This is a genomic window from Microbulbifer mixtoriginis (SeqCode) (assembly GCF_052467945.1).
This window is the reverse complement of record NZ_CP174328.1, coordinates 1,290,813-1,310,688: the sequence shown is the minus strand read 5'-3', so window position 1 is coordinate 1,310,688 and position 19,876 is coordinate 1,290,813. Positions and strand designations below refer to the sequence as shown.

The window sequence follows — 19,876 nt, the reverse complement described above, 5'->3', positions numbered from 1 at the left end:
GATCCCCTCACTTTCCCTAAAGTCATGATTAATTGGACGGCATGAGTAACCAAACGGAACTTCCTTATCAACATCGATGGTGGGTACTAGGCGGCCTTGGACTTGGCCTAATGATCATCAATATTGATGTCACCGTGATCAACCTTGCGATCCCTACTATAGGAGAAAATTTTTCCGCAAAAATCTATCAGCTGCAGTGGGTTAACAATATTTATCTTATTGCTATGGGCGGGCTAATCATTACTACGGGTAAGTTTGGAGATCGATTTGGTCATAAAAACACCCTCATGCTGGGCATAACCATTTTTCTTCTAGGATCAGTAATTGCCAGTGTAGCCCCCAACCTTGAGACCATAATCGCCGGCAGGTTTATACAAGGATCTGGCATGGCAGCCTCTTTCGGCATGATTTTTGTTCTAGCGGAAAGCCACTTTCAAAAGTCTGAACAAGGCCTAGCCGTTGGCCTACTGGTGATCTTTACCGCTACAGCTCAGTCAATAGGCCCGATTCTAGGCGGCTTTATTGTCACCCACCTTGGTTGGAGATGGGCCTTTTTAATCAATATTCCTGTATGCTTATTATGTCTCGCCATCTTGCAAATTTTCGCAAAAAGAGACGTTCAAAACAAAAAAATATATATCCATTACAAATCAGGATTTCTTATTCTTGCTGCCTACCTCCTAATATTACTTTCACTTAACCTTGAACCTCACAAAGGAATAGCCAGCTTTCAGTTTATTCTGCCTCTTGTATCTTCTTTAGTAATCTTAATTTTTGTTTTCCTATGGCAGAGAACCTTACCCCAACCATTGATAAACTTAAACCTACTCCAAAGCAAACTTTTCCAAGGATTACTTATAACTCGTGCATGCTTTCAAATGATATTTGGCTCTTTCTTATTTATTTTACCTTTATACCTAGAGAATATACTTGGTTATGAAGCTGCCAAGGTTGGCCTCATCATTCTCACAATGACAATATTCTTATGTTTTTCCTCAATTGCAACTGGAATATTCAATAATAAATTTAACCCCATCCCCTCCATCGTCTTTGCCCAATTTACCTGCCTAACAGCTGCTCTATCACTAATACTGATGCCAGATAAACTGTCCTGGCATTACCTCATATTCGGCATGGTTTTTATGGGCATTACTGCTGGAATAATGTACTCCTCAACCAATCTTGCAGCAGTTCAAAGTGCCCCAAAAAATGAAAAGGGAGCAGCTTATGGGCTGTTCATCTCTAACACCTACCTCTGGTATGCTGCAGGAATATCATTCACAGGAATAATAGTAAGCACTGTCAGTGTCCGAACTTTCACAAAGCTCTCAAAAGAAACTCTCCCCAATGAGTACCAAGTTAGTATGTTGGATGTTCTCCCCTTTATAACTGGAGCTCAACCTCTTAAAAACATAACAAAATTTTTCCCAGATTCTTCGCTACATTCTCAGGTTTTGGAGTGGGGGCAAGCATCATTTCACTCTGGATTTCATGCGTTAATGATCGCTTTTCTCTGCTTATCGCTGACTGGGTTACTGGCTAGTTTACTTTTCAGAAATACCACTCAGTTTCTTAGCAAAGATGGGGCATTATAAGTAGTCATCAGTTACAAATAGTACTCAGTGCCAAATAATTACTACTTTGTAGGAGTACAATAGCCCCATACACTCACATCCCTTAATCCTCTATAATTCTCTGCTATGCCAGAGTTACCAATTTATTCCGCCCTACCAGAGTTATTCAAAGCACTGGAAATACACAACAATGTGGTACTGCAAGCTCCTCCTGGCGCAGGCAAGACTACCGTTGTTCCCTTGGCCCTGCTCGAAACCGATTGGTTGGGGCAACGCAATATCATTATGTTGGAGCCCCGTCGCCTGGCTGCGCGCACGGCTGCGGCACGTATGGCTGCCCAGCTCGGAGAGAAGCTAGGCGAGACTGTGGGTTACCAGGTCCGCGGGGAACGGCGGCGAAGTGCGAAAACCCGTATCCTGGTTGTTACTGAAGGTATTCTTACCCGGCTGCTACAGTCTGATCCGGAACTGTCAGAAACCTCGCTGGTTATTTTTGATGAGTTTCACGAGCGCAGCCTGCAAGCCGACCTATCCCTGGCACTGTGCCTGCAATCCCAGGAATATCTGCGCGAAGACCTGAAACTATTGGTGATGTCTGCAACCCTGGAAACCGAGGCGGTAGCCAGGGTGCTCGGCGGTGCGCCAGTGGTCAGTAGTGAGGGGCGCAGCTTCCCCGTACATATCGATTACCTTGGCCAGCGGGAGGATCCTGAAGATCACCGCTCTATGCCCACGCTCATGAGCCGCAAGATTCTCGAAGCACTTCGCAAAGAGTCAGGCAGTGTACTCGCATTTCTTCCGGGAGTTTCCGAGATTCGCAAGGTGGAGGAGTTACTGCGCGAACAACTCGCCTCTGCGGATGGTCTCAAACCAGATAGCATTATTCTCACCCCACTTTATGGAGACTTGACCCGCGAACAGCAGGATCAGGCCATCGCCCCGGCCGCTCCCGATCAATGCAAAGTGGTGCTAGCAACCAATGTGGCAGAAACCAGCCTGACGATTGAGGGAATCAGCATAGTTGTGGATTCCGGCTTAATGCGAGAGTCTCGCTTCGATCCTAACAGCGGTATGAATCGGCTGGAGACCTGCCGAATCTCACAAGCCTCTGCCACCCAGCGCAGCGGCCGCGCCGGGCGCCTCAGCGAAGGGTTCTGCCTGCGACTGTGGAGCGAGGGCCGCCAACGCAGCCTCAGCAGTAAAAACACCCCCGAAATAATACGCAGCGATTTGGCCCCCCTGGCGCTGGAATTAGCCCAGTGGGGAGTCAGTGATCCCACCGACCTGAGCTGGCTGGACCTTCCCCCCACAGGTCCTCTAGCCCAAGCCCAGGCACTATTAAAGCAACTGGGCGCACTAGACCAAGACTTGCGCATCACTCCACACGGCAGCGCCATGCTATCCCTGGGTTGCCATCCACGCCTCGCCCATATGATGCTTCGCAGCCTCGACTGGCATCTATCACAACAGGCCTGCCTACTCGCGGCGCTACTGTCAGAGAGGGATATCTTCCGGGGGGAAGCACGCTGGGATAGAGACATCAGCAAACGTATCGAAGCACTACAGGCCCATCCTAAGGGGCAAAATATCGACCGCGGTGCGGTGCAACGTATTCGCCAGCAAGCCAACACTTGGCAAGGGCAATTAAAGGATTTCAAGCCGCAAGAACCTCGTATCAGCGATAGTATTGATCAGGCCGATAGAGTCGGGGTGCTATTGGGGCTCGCCTATCCGGATAGAATTGCCAAAAGCCGCCAAGATAGTGCACGCCGCTACCTGCTTTGCAGCGGCCGAGGCGCACATTTCTCGCACGAAGACGCCCTGGCTCTCAGCGACTTCCTTGTGGTTGCCGAACTGGATGGACTGGGGCGCGATGCGAGAATCCAGCAGGCCGCTCCAATTTCAAAAAACGCCTTACAGCGCTGTTTTTCCGACCAAATCGAGAAAAATACCACTATTCGCTGGGATGATACCGCCGGGCGTGCCGAAGCCCTGGAGCAGGTCACACTGGGCAAACTAGTGCTGCAGCAGCAAGTCGCCAAAGATGTTCCATCAGAGTTATTGAGCCGGGCACTACTTGATGCCATTCGCCAAAAAGGGCTTTCTCTACTGCCTTGGAGTAAAGAAGCCCTACAATTTCGCGCGCGGGTGGCGTTTTTGCGAAAGGAGGAAAGTGGCAAGTCACCACTGGAAGGCACTCCGCTGCCCGACTGGAGTGATGATACGCTGTTGCAGGACCTTGAGCGCTGGCTATTACCGCATCTACATGGCTTCCATAAATTTGAGCAGCTCAAGCAGCTGGACCTGCTCAATATTCTGCGCGCACAACTCGACTGGGCCCATATTCAGCAGGTTGATGAGCTGGCTCCCAGCCACTACACCGTACCCAGCGGCTCACGCATTGCTATCGATTACGAAGCATCCCCACCAATCCTGGCTGTGCGCTTACAGGAACTCTTCGGCCTGGCACAAACCCCCGCAGTTTTGCGTGGGGGATACCCGCTAATGATTCACCTGCTCTCCCCTGCTCGTCGCCCGGTACAGATCACTCGCGATCTGGCTAATTTTTGGGCAAACACCTACGAAGAGGTCAAAAAGGAGTTGCGTATCAAATATCAGAAGCACTACTGGCCAGATGACCCCCGTACCGCGGTCGCCACCAACAAGACTAAAAAGAGAATGGATAACCCCAGGGGCTCCTAAGAGCCCCAAATCAAGTTTTTCAGCCCTGTTAAGTCCACATTCAGCAATCCCCCACTAGATTGCAGCAATTTAAGTTGGCGTTTGCCAATGGGGAACAATATCTGTACTTTTCTGCCAATAGATTACTAACAGACAAAACATCTAAGCTTAACTATTACATCTAGTTGGAGAACGACCTTGCATAGGAAGCTAGCGCTATTTTTCAGCCCACTACTCTTTCTTGGCTGTAGTGATGATTTACCCGACATCATTATTCCCGTAAATATCGATTACGATGAAGAAATGCGCCTGTTTGTGGAGGATATCAGCAAGTATGCAAAGGGCCTTGAGCGAGACTTTATTATCGTTCCGCAAAACGGTATTGAGCTGATCACCACCAATACCAGGACCAATGGCCCGGTAGATGACGCCTATGTGAACTCTACCGATGGTATCGCCCAGGAGGCGGTCTTCTTTGGGCAGAACGGTAATGTAGACCAACCCACCAGTGAAACTGAAAGTAAGCGCCTGCAGGACTATCTCAACCTGGCCAAAGAGAAAGGCCGTGAAATCCTGGTGACCGATTTTGCCAATAGCGAACGCAATATTGACGAGTCTTACGAGAAGAACGAAAACGCCGGCTACGTCTCCTTCGCTGCCGACGATACGCTTCTGGACAATATTCCTTCCTACCCAGAAAAACCTTTCAATGTGAACAATGACGACATTGATAAACTGGAAGATGTCAAAAATTTCCTTAATATCACCAATACTACGAGCTTCTCCACACCCCAGGAATTCGTGGACAAGTTATCCGAAACCGACTACGACCTGCTGATCATCGACTTATTCTTTAGGGATAACCAGACCTATACCGAAGAGCAGATCAAGCAATTAAAGAAGAAGAACAATGGCAGGAATCGCCTGCTGATGGCCTATGTCAATATTGGCATGGCCCAGAGTAACCGCTACTACTGGCAAAGCTCCTGGCCCGCCGATCCACCGGCCTGGCTACTGGACGAAGTCCCCAATGAATCGGGCAACTATTACGTGGAGTACTGGAAAGCCGGCTGGCAGGACATTATCTATGGCAACAACAGCTCCTATATCTTCAGGATCGTAGATGCGGGCTTCGATGGTGCTTATATGGATGGCATCGACGTTTTTGAGTATTTCGATTCCCTCGAAACCGAGGAATAAGCGTAAACCTCACTTTCATGGAGCCTAAAACTCCACCCATCACCAACTGGATGGGTGGAAATTGGAAATCAGGCCGGCTGGGAGTCCTTGTACTGAGTCACATACTGGGACAGGCGGCCGGACATCTCTTCCGCCAGCTTCTGCAGGGCGTTGAGGGGACGTATCATCACCTCAAACTCCACGATCTTGCCATTCTCATCAAAGCGAATGATATCCAGCCCTTTAAGGCTCTTGTCACCGATGCTGGCCTTAAACTCCAAAGCCAAATCGCGGCCTGACTCGGTGGTGAAGCTGCGATCATATTCAAAGCTTTCAAATACCTGCATCACTGTATTGAGGATCAGGCAGACCGCCGCAGAGCTGTGGTAAGGCTTAAAGAACGCCGGTGAGCGGAATACCGCATCCTCCGCAACGATAGTGGGCAGGCGACTGAGGTCCCGCTCCGCAACCATCTCGTGCCACAGGGCGATTGATTCCGCTATTGGGTTATTGGTATTGCTCATCGAGCATCTCCTGTTCAAGCATATGTTTTTGTAAAAACTCCCGACCATCGGTACGGCCGAGCTCGTAAGTCTTTTGTGCCAACTCAGGGTTGGTGTAGTCCCAAACGCTGAGATAAGGCGGCCGCGAGGGCTGCACATAGGTCCAAAGCTGCTCTCCGCGGCGCCTGGTGAAGCGGCTTGGATAGCGGGGGTAACAGCGGCTGAGCAGAATCAACACCCGTCCCGCCTCACTATCCAGCCCAGCCACGGGGATATTGTCCACGACTCCACCATCGAGCACGGGATCTCCTGCACGACGCAAACGCGGTGTAAAAGGCGGCGTACAGGATGAGCAAAGAATGAGCTCCACCAACTCTTCCACACTCTGGCAATCCTGTGCGCGGTAAAAGTTCTGCTTGAAACCCAGGCCCAGAGCTATTTTTGGATGAAGACTGCGCAATAAGTGCTTATCGGTGTAATAGGCCAAAGCCCCCACCCCAAACGCCAACCCTGCGGGCAAAAGGCGCGGCGGGTGTACAACACCAATCTGCAAATCTGCAGCCGCACTCAGGGGCTCAAGGCCATCGCGAAATAAATCCAGCATGGCATTGCGGTAAATTCCGTACTGGGGAAACACCCGCTCTTTCTTTAGCACGTTGCCCCAATAAGCGTTCTTGCGGTTGGCGGCAAAAGCCGACCAGAAGTGCTCCCTACCCGCCTCAATACGCCCCATCAGGATCAGGCTTGCCATTAGCCCCCCAGCAGAAACTGCGGTTACCCGCCTCGGAGACAGCCCGATTTCTGCGGCAACAGACTCCCAAAAGCCAATCTGCCAGGTACAGCGACCGCCGCCACCTGCAAATACAACCTGATCAAACATGCATCCTTTCCTGTTCAATGGGCAAACTGCCCTTGTAAAGCCTAAAGCCGCTCTCCACTTAGGGCACCGCCGCACAAAGCTTATATGCAACTAATTGCATAAGCTAATGGATTCAGCAGGCTAGTGCAACCAGAGGCCTCAGCACTGCCATCCCAGGCATTTCCACCAAGAAAGCAGCCCCCTATACTCCCACGCGGAGTCACCCAACTTTTAAAATTAATCAGCAAAATTAACTTAAAGCGCGATTAGGTCATCACTAAGGGTTGAGCCCTCTCTAAGCCTTCTCAATACGGCCTTACCATCAGCTCGACCTATCTCCAAAGTCTTGTTAACCGCTTCCGGGTTAGTGAAATCCCACACTTTAATCGGCAACGTTTTAGAGGGCTGCACATAGGTCCATAGCTGTTCACCTTGACGCTGGGTGAAACAGTCAGGGAAATCACGGAAGCGACTGGTTAGCAGAATTAACACCCTGCCCTCTTTGCTATCCAAACCGCCAACCGGCACATTGTCCACGATTCCGCCATCCAGAATTTCCCTGCCATTCAGATGGAGCCTTGGAGTAAATGGGGGGGTGCAAGAGGAACTCAGAATTAGATGTTCCAGTTCATCCATATTCTTACAATCTTGAGCGCGGTAAAAATTCTGGCGGAAGCCAAGTTTAGTGGCTGCCGTGGAGTGCAGATTGCGGGTAAATCCCTTGTCGGCATAATAAATAACTGCACCAAAAGTTAGCGCCAAAGGGCCGTACATCCAGGCGGGCGGGTGGCTAACCGCCAGACGCAGCTCAGCCACACTCTGCAGGGCCTGAGGCCCGTTTTCAAACAGCTGTCGAATCCCATCGCGGCAGATAGCGTATTGGGGAAAAACCGCCTCCTGCCTAAATAAATTACCCCAATAGATATTTTTGCGATTGGTACTAAAAACTGAGCGAACATAGTCCACCGCCTCCGGGCCCCTGTCGATCAGCAGTAAGCCCGCCACAAGACCACCCGCCGACACAGCACTCACCACTCTGGGGGATAGATTGATTTCACCAGATACAGATTCCCAAAAACCAATCTGCCAGATACAACGGCCGCCACCGCCGGCAAAAACTACCTGATCAAACATTGAAAAGCTCCCTGTTACCACTGTACCGCTCTTCCTGAGCCGGCACTTACCGAACTTCCCCCGTTGAATAAATCTAATCTGTAGCAATCATCTCTTGGCAACTGTTTATGCCGGTTAAAATACCGGGTTACTTTTTCTGCGAGCCCGTATAAAAACCCCGCTCAGCCAACATGTTCTGCATAAATATACGTCCATCGCGGCGCCCTATTTCATAAGCATTGATCAAGCCTTCAGGATTAGTGAAGTCCCAAACACTAATGGGGGGCGACTGTGATGGCTGCACATAAGTCCACAATTGCCTGCCTTGAGACTGGGTAAACCAATCGGGAAAGCCCCGATAGCGACGGGTCAGTAAAATAAGCACTCGCCCTTCACCAGGGTCAATGCCCTCAACCGGTACATTGTCCACTACCCCACCATCCAAAACTTTTTTCCCCGCCAAACTCAACCTTGGCGTAAATGGTGGTGTGCACGATGAACTCAGGATCAGCTGCGTAAATTCTCCGATATCAGTACATTCCTGAGCGCAGAAAAAATCCTGTTTGTAACCCAACCGCCGCGCCACTTTTGGATGCATTTTGCGGTGCAAATATTTGTTGGAATAATAAATTGCCCCTCCAACAGCCAATGCCACTGATGCTGGCAGCCAATTGGGTGGCCGGGAAACAGCAACCCTGAGTTCCGCGGCGGATTTCAAGTCTTTAAAGCGGTCGCTAAACAGCTCTTGGATACCTTCCCTATAGATTTCATAATGGGGAAACACTGGCGCCTTACCCAAAAGGTTTCTCCAATACACATTGCGAGGATTCGCATTGAATACCGATGAGAAGTAATCCACCGAAGCAGTTGCTCTACCAATCAATATCAAACCTGCAATCATGGCCCCCGCAGAAACCCCTGTGAGCACTCTCGGTTTGAGCTTTATCTGGTCGGCAATCACTTCCCAAAACCCAATTTGCCAGGTACAGCGCCCACCCCCACCGGCAAATACCACCTGATCAAACACCCTTTAATTGCTCCGCCTAGCAATAACCCAATTCTTCACTTGGCGCTCCCCTCTGGAGAATATGCCGCCAGGAATGCCTCTCCATCGGCATAACCCGCATCAAAGGCCTGCCACACACTCTGTGGATTGGAAAAATCCCAGACGCTCACCGGCAAGGGCCGGCTCGGCTGCACATAGGTCCAGAGTTGCTCACCCTTTTGGCAACTGAAATGATTTGGGTACTGGGGGTAATTGCGGGTTAACAGAATCAGTACCTGACTAGGCCCCGGCTTGAGCCCGCCTACCGGCACGCTATCTACGATACCGCCATCCAGGACCTCTCTACCCCGATCCTGTTGCCGGGGAGTAAAAGGTGGCGTGCAAGAGGAGGAGAGGATCAGTTTTTGCAGATCGCCCACATTGTTACAGTCTCGTACCGAGTAAAAGGACTGTCGATAACCAAGGCGCTTGGCGGTGTTTGGGTGCAGAGAACGAGTGAGAAAGGTATCGGAGTAATCAATACCAACTCCGATAATTAGTGCTAAAGAGCCATTTAACCAGCCCGGCGAATGGCTAACTGCTATTCGCATTTCTGCAGCCTCTCGCAGGCGTTCAAAACCGCCCTCAAACAGTCGGTTCATACCATTACGGTAGATGTGGTGATGGGGAAATAGCGGGTCTTTACGAAAGAGATTGCCCCAGTGAACGTTGCTGGGATTTTCCTCGAAGGCCTCGGCAAAATACTCTACTGCATCCAAGGACTTGCCCATCAATATCAGGCTGGAAACCAGGGCGCCGGCTGAGACGGCACTCACCACCTTGGGTCTAAGTTGAATCCTGTCTGCAACAGACTGCCAAAACCCAATCTGCCAGGTACAGCGCACTCCTCCACCGGCGAATACCACCTGATCGAACATAGAACTCTATCCCGGCCTGCCCGCTATAGCCACTGAAGTCAGAGCGCCTACAAGGCGCCATACGCCCCTTTTGAGCGTGGATACCACCCCAGCTACAAATCCAAGAGGTCTTTAAAATATATACGGGGCAGGCAAAGTCCGGGGCGGCCCAGGCGCCTTCAGAAGTAAATAAGGAGTGCAGCGACAGGTAAGAAGGGAGGCAAAATCATAAGAAAGGAACTAACCAGTTCAGACAAGCAAGAAAAAAGGCGAAGTATTACTTCGCCTTTTAATTCTCTCCGGGAAGAGCATACGGTCCCAACTATTAGTAATAAGCCTGAGACTTATCAGTGTGATCGGTAATATCTTTAACACCGGCCAGTTCGGGGATTTTCTCTTTTAGAGTTTTCTCAACACCTTCTTTCAAGGTCATATCCACCATGCCACAACCCTGGCAGCCGCCGCCAAACTTCAACACGGCAAATTTATCCTCTGTGACCTCCACCAGGCTCACCTGGCCCCCGTGAGCCGCCAGCCCGGGGTTTACCTCATTGAAGAGTACATAGTTAATACGGTCTTCTATTGGGCTGTCATCGGTGATCTTCGGCATTCGCGAGTTGGGCGCGCGAATGGTGAGCTGGCCACCCATTTTATCGGAGGAGTAGTCAACCCTGGCATCGTCCAGGTAAGGCACACTGCGGCCTTCAAAGTAGGCCTTGAGGCCGTTCATCTCCATCACCACATCTTCTGCCTCCTCCTCGCCGGGGCGACAGTAGGCAATGCAAGTTTCGGCACTGGGAGTACCTGGATTGGAGACAAACATACGAATCGCGATTCCCTCGCAGTCCTGCTTGGCCAGCAGTTCCTTCAGGTACTCCTGCGCGGATTCAGTGATGGTGACATTCAGTTCTGACATAAGCCTTCTCAAATAACCGAGCTTCTTTGTCGGGTATTTTACTCTCAGAAACGCCCAAGTGAAACCGGTGTGTTTTTCGGGAGGGTGGCGGCCCCGGACACCCCCCCAAAAAATGGCTCATACGGGGATCATTCCCATCAGGGTTTGTGCCACATCCTCCGAAGAAGCGGGGTTCTGACCAGTGACCAGTTTGCCATCCACGACCACATAGGGTGCCCAATCGTCTTCGCTGGAGTAGTTGCCTCCGCGATCTTTAAGCATATCCTCCACCAGAAAGGGCACAACATCTACCAATCCCACCGCCTCCTCCTCGGAGTTACTAAAGCCGGTGACACTCTTGCCGGAAACCAAGGGATGGCCGCCTTTGCACCGGGTATGGCGAAAAATGGCCGGTGCATGACACACAGCACCTACCGGCTTATCAGCCCCATAGAACGCCTCAATCAGGGAAATGGAATCCTTATCCTCTGCCAGATCCCAAAGGGGGCCGTGACCACCGGGGTAAAAAACAGCATCGAAATCCGCCTCCTGCACATTGGCAAGCTTGCCCGTATTGGCAAGCGCTTGCTGGGCTGCCGGATCCTGGCGGAAACGCAGGGTGGCATCGGTCTGGAAATCTGGTTCATCACTTTTGGGGTCTAGCGGTGGTTGCCCGCCCTTGGGGGAAACCAGAGTAACTTGCGCCCCGGCATCTTTGAAGACGTAGTAAGGCGCGGCAAATTCCTCCAGCCAAAAACCAGTCTTCTTACCGGTATTGCCCAGCTTATCGTGTGAAGTCAAAACCATTAAAATTTTCATCGGCGACCTCCCTGGTGCCTGTTATTGATTCAATTCTGCAATTAATCATCGGTACCCAAGCGCACCACGACTTTGCCAAAATTCTCCCCCTGTAATAACCCCATCAGGGCGCGGGGCGCTTTTTCCAATCCCTCCACCAGATCCTCACGGTATTTGATGCGACCCTCGCCAACCCAGTGACTCAAACCAATAATAAAATCGCCGAAGCGCTCATATTGATCAAAAATAATAAATCCTTGGATTTTAAGGCGCTTGGTAAGGATTTCACGCATCAACAAGCTCAGGCGATCCGGACCCTCAGGCAATGACGTAGCGTTGTAGTGAGCAACCAGCCCACACACGGGAACCCGGGCAAAGTCATTGAGAAGCGGTAAAACTGCATCAAATACATCTCCGCCCACATTTTCGAAATACACATCCACACCGTCTGGACAGGCCTCCTCCAACTGCTCGGGAAACTCCTCCGCTCGGTGGTTGAGACAGATATCAAAGCCCAACTCCTCTACCGCGTAGCGGCATTTTTCTGCTCCACCGGCAATACCAACTACCCGGCACCCCTGAATTTTACCAATCTGCCCTACAGTGGAGCCCACAGGGCCAGTAGCTGCAGCGACAACCAGAGTATCCCCTGCTTTTGGCTGGCCAATTTCCAACAGCCCGTAATAGGCGCTAATACCCGGCATACCCAAAACACCGAGTGCGTAGGAGGGATGGCTGGGATTTTTACCAAGATTCACCAACCCTTCACCATCTGAGATTGCGTAATCCTGCCATCCGCAATATCCCAGCACCCAGTCTCCCTCTTCGAAATCATCCAGGTGTGACACAAGCACCCGACTTACTGTGCCACCCACCATAACGCCCCCCAGGGGTACCGGCTCTGCGTACGATTTGGCATCACTCATACGGCCGCGCATATAGGGGTCCAGGGAAAGAAAAACCGTTCGTAACAACACCTCACCCCGAGCAGGTTCGGGCACCCCCAACTCCTCAATACTAAAATTGTCTTCGCTCGGTGCCCCTTCGGGCCGGGAAGCCAATACAACCCGGCGGTTCTTATCCATTGATTGCACGATGTGTCTCCTTCACTGAGCCAGACTTTCACTTGGCACAACCTTTTGTACCATTGGCGAGCCAGGCCCTCTCCTGAGCTTTTATGTCTGCTGAAGGCCAAACTATAGATAGAAATTGCACGCCGTTAGCAAAAAATTACCGGTTATTGTGTCGTGGTATTTTTTGTCCATCAATTTAGCCCCTGTTGACAAGTATCCGTGTGCTAAGATTGATGCCTTTCCCGCCATAGACAATTAAGGATTGGTCAATGTCTGCGCTTTCCCGTAATCAACGCCTGGAGCAACTCAAAGCCGCGCTCGCTCAGCGCATCCTGATTCTCGACGGCGCTATGGGAACCATGATTCAGCGGGAAAAATTACAGGAAGAAGATTACCGCGGCGCCCGCTTTGCTGACTTCCATAAGGACCTGAAAGGTAATAACGACCTTTTAAGCATTACTCGTCCCTACCTGATCGAACAAATCCACCGGCAATACCTGGAAGCTGGCGCCGACATTATCGAGACCAATACTTTTAATGCGACTGAGCTGTCCCAGTCTGATTACGACATGGAACATCTTGTAGTAGAGCTGAATCGAACCTCAGCAGAAGTGGCCCGCCGCGCGGCGGATGCCCTCTCCACCCCAGAGCGCCCCCGCTGGGTGGCCGGGGTGATTGGCCCTACCTCACGTACCGCCAGTATTTCCCCGGATGTCAACGACCCGGGTGCGCGCAATGTGACTTTCAATGAGCTGGTACACAATTATGTGGAAGCCGGCCGCGCCCTGATTGAGGGCGGCAGTGACCTGATCCTGATTGAAACCATCTTCGACACGCTCAATGCCAAGGCGGCCATTTACGCCATGCAGCAGCTGTTTGAGGAGCTGGGCTTCGAGTTGCCGATTATGATCTCCGGCACCATCACTGACGCCTCCGGCCGTACCCTCTCCGGCCAGACTACCGAGGCGTTTTACTACTCCATCGCCCACGCCAAACCGATTTCTGTAGGCCTTAACTGTGCCCTCGGCGCCACTGAGTTGCGCCCCTATGTGGAGGCCCTATCTGGTGCCTGTGTCACTTATGTTTCCGCGCACCCCAATGCCGGCCTGCCCAATGAGTTTGGCGAATACGACGAAACCCCGGAGCAAACCGCGGCGATTGTGGCGGAGTTTGCCCGCAGTGGCTTTATCAATATTCTCGGCGGTTGCTGCGGCACCACGCCGGAACACATCCGCGCCATTGCAGAGGCGGTATCCGATATCCCTCCGCGCCAGTTGCCCGAGATCAAACCGGCTTTACGCCTTTCCGGTTTGGAGCCTTTTGTGGCCGACGAAAGCGCCCTCTTCGTCAATGTGGGCGAGCGCTGTAATGTGACCGGCTCCGCCCGTTTCAAGCGACTGATTCTTGAAGAGGATTACGATACCGCCCTGCAGGTCGCCGCCGCTCAGGTGGAAGATGGCGCGCAGGTGATTGATTTCAATATGGATGAGGCGATGCTCGATGCACACGCCGCCATGCGCCGTTTTCTCAACCTGGCAGCCACCGAGCCCGACATCGCTAAGGTGCCCTTTATGGTGGACTCCTCCAAATGGGAGGTGATCGAGGCCGGGCTGCAGTGTATTCAGGGTAAACCCATCGTGAACTCCATCAGCCTCAAGGAAGGCAAAGAGGAGTTTATTGAGAAGGCGCAACTGTGCCTGCGCTATGGTGCCGCCGTAGTGGTGATGGCCTTTGATGAGCAGGGTCAGGCGGATACCTTTGAGCGCAAAATCGAAATCTGTAAGCGCAGTTATGAAGTATTGGTAGAGGAAGTCGGTTTCGACCCCACCGATATTATTTTCGATCCCAATATTTTCGCTATCGCCACTGGTATTGAGGAGCACAACAACTACGCGGTGGACTTTATTGAGGCCTGCCGTTGGATTCGTGAGAACCTACCGGGTGCTCAAATCAGCGGTGGTGTCTCTAACGTTTCCTTCTCTTTCCGCGGCAACAACCCAGTGCGTGAGGCCATCCACTCGGTATTCCTATTCCACGCCATCAAAGCCGGCCTGAATATGGGCATTGTCAACGCCGGTCAGCTGGCGGTCTATGACGAGCTGCCTGAAGAACTGCGGGAAAAGGTGGAAGACGTCATCCTCAATCGCAATGACGAAGCCACCGAAGCCCTACTGGATATCGCCCCCAAATATATGGGTGAAGGCGGCGGCACAACGCGCAAGGAAGACCTGAGCTGGCGTGAGCTGCCGGTCAAAGAACGTCTGGCGCACTCCTTAGTAAAAGGAATCAACAACTATATCGAGGCAGACACCGAAGAGGCCCGCGCCAATAGCAGCCGCCCCCTGGATGTGATCGAAGGTCCGCTGATGGACGGTATGAATATCGTTGGCGACCTATTTGGCGAGGGCAAGATGTTCCTGCCCCAGGTGGTGAAATCGGCACGGGTGATGAAGCAGGCCGTCGCCTATTTACAACCGTTTATCGAAGCGGAAAAAACCGAGGACAGCCGGCCCAACGGCCGTATCCTTATGGCCACGGTAAAAGGCGATGTGCACGATATCGGCAAGAATATCGTCGGGGTGGTGCTGGCCTGTAACAATTACGAGGTAATCGACCTCGGCGTGATGGTGGCCGCAGAAACTATTCTGCAAACCGCCCGGGAAAAGAATTGTGACATTATCGGTCTATCCGGTTTAATCACCCCCTCCCTTGATGAGATGGTGCATGTCGCCGCAGAAATGGAACGCCAGAAATTCGATATTCCTCTGCTGATTGGCGGTGCCACCACTTCCAAGGCACACACCGCAGTAAAGATTGATCCCCAATTCAATCGCAATCAGGTAGTGTATGTGGCCGATGCCTCGCGCGCTGTGGGGGTGGCCAGCAGCTTGATTTCCGAAGAACTGCGCCCCGCCTTTGTTGAAAAGGTCCGCGCGGAATATGAAAAGGTGCGCACCCGCACCGCCAATAGAAAGCGCAACGACACCCGGCTGACCTATGCGGAAGCCCGCGATAACGCCCCTGAATTCGACTGGCAAAATTACCAACCCGTAAAACCCAAAAAATTGGGAATTACCGTTATCGAAGATTTTCCCCTGGAAAACCTCCTCGAGACGCTAGACTGGACACCCTTCTTTTTATCCTGGGATCTGGCGGGCAAGTATCCGGCTATCCTCAAGGATGAAGTGGTCGGCGAAGCTGCCAGCGATCTCTACCACAATGCCCAGCGCCTGCTGAAAGAGATGATTGCCAAAAAGCAGCTGCGCGCCCGCGCTGTGTTCGGTTTGTGGCCCGCCAATAGCATCGGCGACGATATCATTGTGTACAAAGATGAAGCGCGCAATGATGAACTGGCGCGTTTACATCATATTCGCCAACAGGTACAAAAGATGGGCGGCGATGGTCTGTGCCGTTCACTGGCGGACTTTGTCGCGCCTCTGGATTCCGGCTATATCGATTATGTCGGCGGCTTCGCAGTTACCACTGGCATCGGCGCCGACGAACTGGCACAGAGCTACGAAGCCAAGCACGATGACTATAACGCAATTATGGTGAAGGCCCTGGCAGACCGGCTGGCAGAATCTTTTGCTGAAACCTTGCACCGCCAAGTACGCAAGGAATACTGGGGCTATGCGGCAGACGAAGAGTTGAGCAATGAGCAGCTAATCAAAGAAGCCTATCAGGGTATCCGCCCGGCGCCCGGCTATCCCGCCTGCCCGGACCACTCAGAAAAGGCGACTTTGTTCAGTTTATTGAACGCCGAAGAAAATGCCGGGGTCAGCCTGACCGAGCATTTCGCCATGATGCCAGCGGCCGCAGTCAGCGGCTGGTACTTCGCCCACCCGCAGGCCAAATACTTTAATGTCGGTAAAATCGGTCGGGACCAGCTGCAAAGCCTGGCCAAGCGCAAAGGAATTAGTGAACAGGAACTGGAGCGCTGGCTGCGCCCAAATCTCGAAGAGTGAGGATCCCCCCATGCAGGAAAATAATAAGAAACGAGCAAGGAAGCCCGGACTAGGCCAGATTGTACTAAGCACTCTGGCAGGGGCCATTGGAGTTCAGAGCAACAAGAACCGAGAGAAGGACTTTCAAAGCGGCAGCATGATGCACTTTGTTGTCGCCGGAATTGCCTTCACCATTTTGTTTGTCTTAACCCTAATACTGATCGTAAAGACCGTACTGGGCAATATGGGCTAAAGCTCTCCCCCAGCTAGAATTCTCTCAGCAAAAGCGGGCTCCTCGCCCGCTTGATCACTCAAATTTCTGCCTAAATAGATTTCAGCCCAAGCAGATAGCCCCAAGGAAGGTATTGCTGTGAGTCATAGAGGGGGATTTACGGAGAAGTACCCGGTACGGCTCGGCTCCGGGTCGGGACATCATATGGGTCAGCGGGTAGCAACCCAGAAAATACAGGTTGCAACAAAGATAGCGACCAGAGCTACAGCGGCGATGGCATCTGCGAAATTGTCTTCTTCCGGGGTAACAGCTACTTCTTCCTTCATCGAATTTCTCCGATTACACATTATTGTTATTCAAAGTAGGTGAGCCGCAGGCAGCGGCATATCAAGTAGAGCAAATTGAGCCTGCAGTTGCAAGGCAGGCCGGGGTTGGATTGTAGATCCGTCCATTTATAGGGACAGGGCCTGTCTTATCCAGCATTTAATGACCGATATTACTGCGATTGCAACTTGAGTGATTACAGGCTCTCACGCTTAGGGCGCTAACTATATTCGCCAACGCACCGGCAATTTCCATACTAAATCGGTAATGCTACGCATGCCCTAAATTGTACCGTGAGCCCATAATGGGCTTGAGCTGTTAGTAGGCGCATTTCTAGTACAATTCCCAAGACTCTGCGTGACCAATCACGATAGATTTACCAACTTACAGGACCGCTTCGTAGATAGATCAACCATTAGTAAAAGTGGAAATTATAAAGCTAAGCGCATCCATGGTGTTATGAAGTTTATAGCGCTTATACTTATTACTTGGCTCAAATATAAAAACCCGGAACCCTTATTAGGAGTTCCGGATTTTTCCTAACCAGATCAACAAACCAAAGAGTTCAATTGATCGTCTTTAAGAATTTCTATTAAGAATTTTAAAAAATTAACATTTAAAGAGAACACGGGGCATTTGTAGCCGGATAGGAACAAAGAGGTGCCTCATTTACAACCTTAAGACTACAACAGGCACTCGCACCCCCTGGCAAGGCTCCGCAACCAGTTCCCCCACATGAACCACAGGAATTCTTACAGCAGGCACCATTAGTTGTATATATTCCGCCTTCTTTATATTCACACCTCCAAGCATCCTTGCCGGCGATACGTTTACCGTTTTTTACAGTAAAGTTATCAAAGTATGCCTTAACAGTCTTTGTTGGCGCCCACTCCTTAGTTGAGCCTCCATGAAAAGTACTGAACAGAAAGGTATCTACCAGTGCATTCATGCTGCCTGTTAGACGTAGCCCATGCTTCTCGCTAATTTTATTACCATCCACATAAAGCTCGGCGAAGCCATCCGCATTATTGGCAGCAGTATTCATTTGTACAAAAAGCTCTACTCGATACCATCTGTGTAAATCAAATTTAAAGTCTGTTAAGTTGGCAAAGCTATCACCGCAGGCTCTCTGTCTATCCTGGTGATAAACATATAACTTCGGACTACCCTCACCATCAAACATGACACGAACACTCCAGCCTTTAGGATCTATAGGTTTGCACCCCGTAGTACCTGTTCCTCCACCTAAACCGTGAAGCTTGCCTCCCCTAACGAACTGGAAATCACTATGAAACTTCACGTCATAACTTAGGGTTGCAGAACTAACAGAATCGGTCAGTGGTAATCTGCCTGTAATGCGCTCAGAACCTTCGCTATAAGGCACATAGCTAGCCTCAAGTAATCTGTTGGGGCCTATAGTAGGAAAAGTAATCACTTTTAAGTGATTACTTTTTATTTTGAGCGGTGAGTTATACTCAAAATTCATTCTAAATAAAGCATGGTCTGTATATTCACTTGCAATTGAAATGTTTGAAACCATTAAAACAGTTACAATCGTTAAAAAGGTAAAAAGTTTCTTCATAATCCTTACCACTCAGAAAAGCCCCTAAGGCTAGCCAACTTCGGAAAGAAGCTAAAGCCTCACTCCATGATTGACAATCGAACAACCGACTATCACGCCCTGAATTTTAACAGCTTAAAGGCCTTCCTTCGACAACAACTTTCAAACAAGTAAATATCTTATCAACCAATTTCAATATGCTTCAAACCTATCCATATTTTCACTTCATATTCAACTAAAGAAGGAATCATATTTGGCAAGATAAATAGCATAATCTGATTTAGTGTTCTCAATGACCTTTCGAAAATACCAATCTGCAAGATGATCACAGTGCTTTTACCATTGTCGTCCACCCGCTTAAAGCAGCTGCGAACTGGGCCGTAGGTGAAGCGTGTATCGTGGCCGCCTTTAGTGACCAAGCTGGGTTTATCAAAGACGGTATAGTCCAGCGTACAGCTGCCCGAGTCGCTACTCATGCTGCCGTTGTTGTCGCACTGATAGCTGGTATTGCCGGTATCATAGTAGCGTATCTCTTGGGTAACAGTTTAAATACAAGTCTGATAGAGGCATACTTGGCACAGGCAATTGAAGCCATTCTATTCAAAGCTCTTTAGCAAGCCCTAGCTATAGCTGTGATCGCCACAAAGATCGGTTTTTGGCAAAATTATGAAACTCAAAACTTATTACTGAGTTCGAAAAGGGGGATATATCTTAAAAGCAGAGCCCCAACAAGTACTTTGCCGAGGCTATTAAGTAGTGGTTCCGTTAGATAGAAAGTGTTATTTAAGCGTAGGGAATTCAATCTCCTCTTTATCATTAGGGACAAAATAAATATCTAGCTTTCCTCTCTATCCTTTATATCTAGGATGCTCTTCACCTAACTCAAAAATTATTAGAAAGTAATAATCCTTAAGAATAGAGGCCTTACCTTTCTGCTTATAGGGTTCAAACTGGGAGCCCCTTAGATACCTTATTGCAGCTGAATTAAATGCAGCGCTCGGGCTGAAATCTACCACATTAAGATTATTCGCAATTCCTTGCTTACTTATATCTCCTCGAACAAGCACCCAACCTTCTTGGCCTTTATCAAACTCAGTTTTAGGGTAAAGCATTTTCGGTTAAATAGTTCTTCGAATCTTCCACTCAACCCCCCTATTCAGCATTTGTATATTTGACTTTTCGCTGATAGGTATCACATTTAGTGACATGCAAGAAGCTAGAAAGAGGTAGCACAAGA

At 50.4% G+C, this 19,876-nt stretch carries 16 protein-coding genes; 5 read left to right on the top strand and 11 right to left on the bottom strand.

Annotated elements, in window-relative coordinates; translation table 11 throughout:
• Nucleotides 1–110 precede the first annotated feature (110 nt).
• From ACJJIJ_RS05830 to ACJJIJ_RS05820, 3 genes are all read left to right on the top strand, one after another.
• Entirely contained in the window at nt 111–1,595 is a 1,485-nt protein-coding gene (locus ACJJIJ_RS05830) for an MFS transporter (protein ID WP_444938904.1), read from the top strand.
• A gap of 105 nt (nt 1,596–1,700) precedes the next feature.
• A complete protein-coding gene (hrpB, locus tag ACJJIJ_RS05825; RefSeq protein WP_444938903.1) occupies nt 1,701–4,277 on the top strand; it encodes an ATP-dependent helicase HrpB in 2,577 nt (858 codons plus the stop codon).
• Nucleotides 4,278–4,454: 177 nt separating this feature from the next.
• Nucleotides 4,455–5,456: an endo alpha-1,4 polygalactosaminidase gene (locus ACJJIJ_RS05820; protein WP_444938902.1), complete on the top strand. Its 1,002-nt coding sequence runs from the start codon at nt 4,455–4,457 to the stop codon at nt 5,454–5,456.
• Nucleotides 5,457–5,524: 68 nt separating this feature from the next.
• Here the strand turns inward: ACJJIJ_RS05820 and ACJJIJ_RS05815 are convergent, their stop codons facing one another.
• The 8 genes from ACJJIJ_RS05815 to curA all read right to left on the bottom strand — a co-directional run bounded on the left by ACJJIJ_RS05815 (nt 5,525) and on the right by curA (nt 12,590).
• The gene (locus ACJJIJ_RS05815) at nt 5,525–5,959 is read right to left on the bottom strand and encodes a nuclear transport factor 2 family protein (RefSeq protein WP_444885221.1); all 435 of its coding nucleotides are present in this window, start codon (nt 5,957–5,959) and stop codon (nt 5,525–5,527) included.
• Entirely contained in the window at nt 5,943–6,818 is an 876-nt protein-coding gene (locus tag ACJJIJ_RS05810) for a patatin-like phospholipase family protein (RefSeq protein WP_444938901.1), read from the bottom strand. Before ACJJIJ_RS05810 ends, ACJJIJ_RS05815 begins: the two co-directional genes overlap by 17 nt.
• A gap of 234 nt (nt 6,819–7,052) precedes the next feature.
• Nucleotides 7,053–7,931: a patatin-like phospholipase family protein gene (locus ACJJIJ_RS05805; RefSeq protein WP_252085601.1), complete on the bottom strand. Its 879-nt coding sequence runs from the start codon at nt 7,929–7,931 to the stop codon at nt 7,053–7,055.
• Between the two features lie 127 nt (nt 7,932–8,058).
• Nucleotides 8,059–8,937 carry a patatin-like phospholipase family protein gene (locus ACJJIJ_RS05800; RefSeq protein ID WP_252085600.1) on the bottom strand — a complete coding sequence of 293 codons (879 nt, stop codon included), beginning with the start codon at nt 8,935–8,937 and terminating at the stop codon, nt 8,059–8,061.
• Between the two features lie 35 nt (nt 8,938–8,972).
• Complete coding sequence (locus ACJJIJ_RS05795) at nt 8,973–9,833, bottom strand: patatin-like phospholipase family protein (RefSeq protein ID WP_444938900.1); 861 nt, start codon at nt 9,831–9,833, stop codon at nt 8,973–8,975.
• Nucleotides 9,834–10,137: 304 nt separating this feature from the next.
• Nucleotides 10,138–10,728: a Fe-S biogenesis protein NfuA gene (gene nfuA, locus ACJJIJ_RS05790; RefSeq protein WP_252085598.1), complete on the bottom strand. Its 591-nt coding sequence runs from the start codon at nt 10,726–10,728 to the stop codon at nt 10,138–10,140.
• 117 nt (nt 10,729–10,845) lie between these two features.
• On the bottom strand, nt 10,846–11,526 hold the full coding sequence (locus tag ACJJIJ_RS05785; protein ID WP_444938899.1) for a type 1 glutamine amidotransferase domain-containing protein: 681 nt from the start codon (nt 11,524–11,526) through the stop codon (nt 10,846–10,848).
• Between the two features lie 41 nt (nt 11,527–11,567).
• Entirely contained in the window at nt 11,568–12,590 is a 1,023-nt protein-coding gene (gene curA, locus ACJJIJ_RS05780) for an NADPH-dependent curcumin/dihydrocurcumin reductase (RefSeq protein ID WP_444939570.1), read from the bottom strand.
• 257 nt (nt 12,591–12,847) lie between these two features.
• Here curA and metH point away from each other — a divergent pair, with 257 nt between their 5' ends.
• A complete protein-coding gene (metH, locus tag ACJJIJ_RS05775; RefSeq protein ID WP_444938898.1) occupies nt 12,848–16,543 on the top strand; it encodes a methionine synthase in 3,696 nt (1,231 codons plus the stop codon).
• A 10-nt stretch (nt 16,544–16,553) separates the two neighbouring features.
• Entirely contained in the window at nt 16,554–16,775 is a 222-nt protein-coding gene (locus ACJJIJ_RS05770; RefSeq protein WP_444938897.1) for a DUF2970 domain-containing protein, read from the top strand.
• 919 nt (nt 16,776–17,694) lie between these two features.
• Here the strand turns inward: ACJJIJ_RS05770 and ACJJIJ_RS05765 are convergent.
• The 3 genes from ACJJIJ_RS05765 to ACJJIJ_RS05755 form a co-directional block, all read right to left on the bottom strand.
• Nucleotides 17,695–18,660 (bottom strand): polysaccharide lyase, encoded by a 966-nt coding sequence (locus ACJJIJ_RS05765; protein ID WP_444938896.1) that lies wholly within the window; start codon nt 18,658–18,660, stop codon nt 17,695–17,697.
• A 161-nt stretch (nt 18,661–18,821) separates the two neighbouring features.
• Complete coding sequence (locus tag ACJJIJ_RS05760; protein WP_444938895.1) at nt 18,822–19,115, bottom strand: hypothetical protein; 294 nt, start codon at nt 19,113–19,115, stop codon at nt 18,822–18,824.
• A 372-nt stretch (nt 19,116–19,487) separates the two neighbouring features.
• Nucleotides 19,488–19,751: a TonB family protein gene (locus tag ACJJIJ_RS05755; protein WP_444938894.1), complete on the bottom strand. Its 264-nt coding sequence runs from the start codon at nt 19,749–19,751 to the stop codon at nt 19,488–19,490.
• Between the last annotated feature and the right edge of the window lie 125 nt (nt 19,752–19,876).

Bases quoted from the DNA above. Each gene is read 5' to 3' on its own strand.
- ACJJIJ_RS05830 (WP_444938904.1), top strand. From the start codon at position 111: ATGATCATCAATATTGATGTCACCGTGATCAACCTTGCGATCCCTACT.
- hrpB (WP_444938903.1), top strand. From the start codon at position 1,701: ATGCCAGAGTTACCAATTTATTCCGCCCTACCAGAGTTATTCAAAGCA.
- ACJJIJ_RS05815 (WP_444885221.1), bottom strand. From the start codon at position 5,959: ATGAGCAATACCAATAACCCAATAGCGGAATCAATCGCCCTGTGGCAC.
- ACJJIJ_RS05810 (WP_444938901.1), bottom strand. From the start codon at position 6,818: ATGTTTGATCAGGTTGTATTTGCAGGTGGCGGCGGTCGCTGTACCTGG.
- ACJJIJ_RS05805 (WP_252085601.1), bottom strand. From the start codon at position 7,931: ATGTTTGATCAGGTAGTTTTTGCCGGCGGTGGCGGCCGTTGTATCTGG.
- ACJJIJ_RS05795 (WP_444938900.1), bottom strand. From the start codon at position 9,833: ATGTTCGATCAGGTGGTATTCGCCGGTGGAGGAGTGCGCTGTACCTGG.
- nfuA (WP_252085598.1), bottom strand. From the start codon at position 10,728: ATGTCAGAACTGAATGTCACCATCACTGAATCCGCGCAGGAGTACCTG.
- ACJJIJ_RS05785 (WP_444938899.1), bottom strand. From the start codon at position 11,526: ATGAAAATTTTAATGGTTTTGACTTCACACGATAAGCTGGGCAATACC.
- curA (WP_444939570.1), bottom strand. From the start codon at position 12,590: ATGGATAAGAACCGCCGGGTTGTATTGGCTTCCCGGCCCGAAGGGGCA.
- metH (WP_444938898.1), top strand. From the start codon at position 12,848: ATGTCTGCGCTTTCCCGTAATCAACGCCTGGAGCAACTCAAAGCCGCG.
- ACJJIJ_RS05770 (WP_444938897.1), top strand. From the start codon at position 16,554: ATGCAGGAAAATAATAAGAAACGAGCAAGGAAGCCCGGACTAGGCCAG.
- ACJJIJ_RS05765 (WP_444938896.1), bottom strand. From the start codon at position 18,660: ATGAAGAAACTTTTTACCTTTTTAACGATTGTAACTGTTTTAATGGTT.
- ACJJIJ_RS05760 (WP_444938895.1), bottom strand. From the start codon at position 19,115: ATGAGTAGCGACTCGGGCAGCTGTACGCTGGACTATACCGTCTTTGAT.
- ACJJIJ_RS05755 (WP_444938894.1), bottom strand. From the start codon at position 19,751: ATGCTTTACCCTAAAACTGAGTTTGATAAAGGCCAAGAAGGTTGGGTG.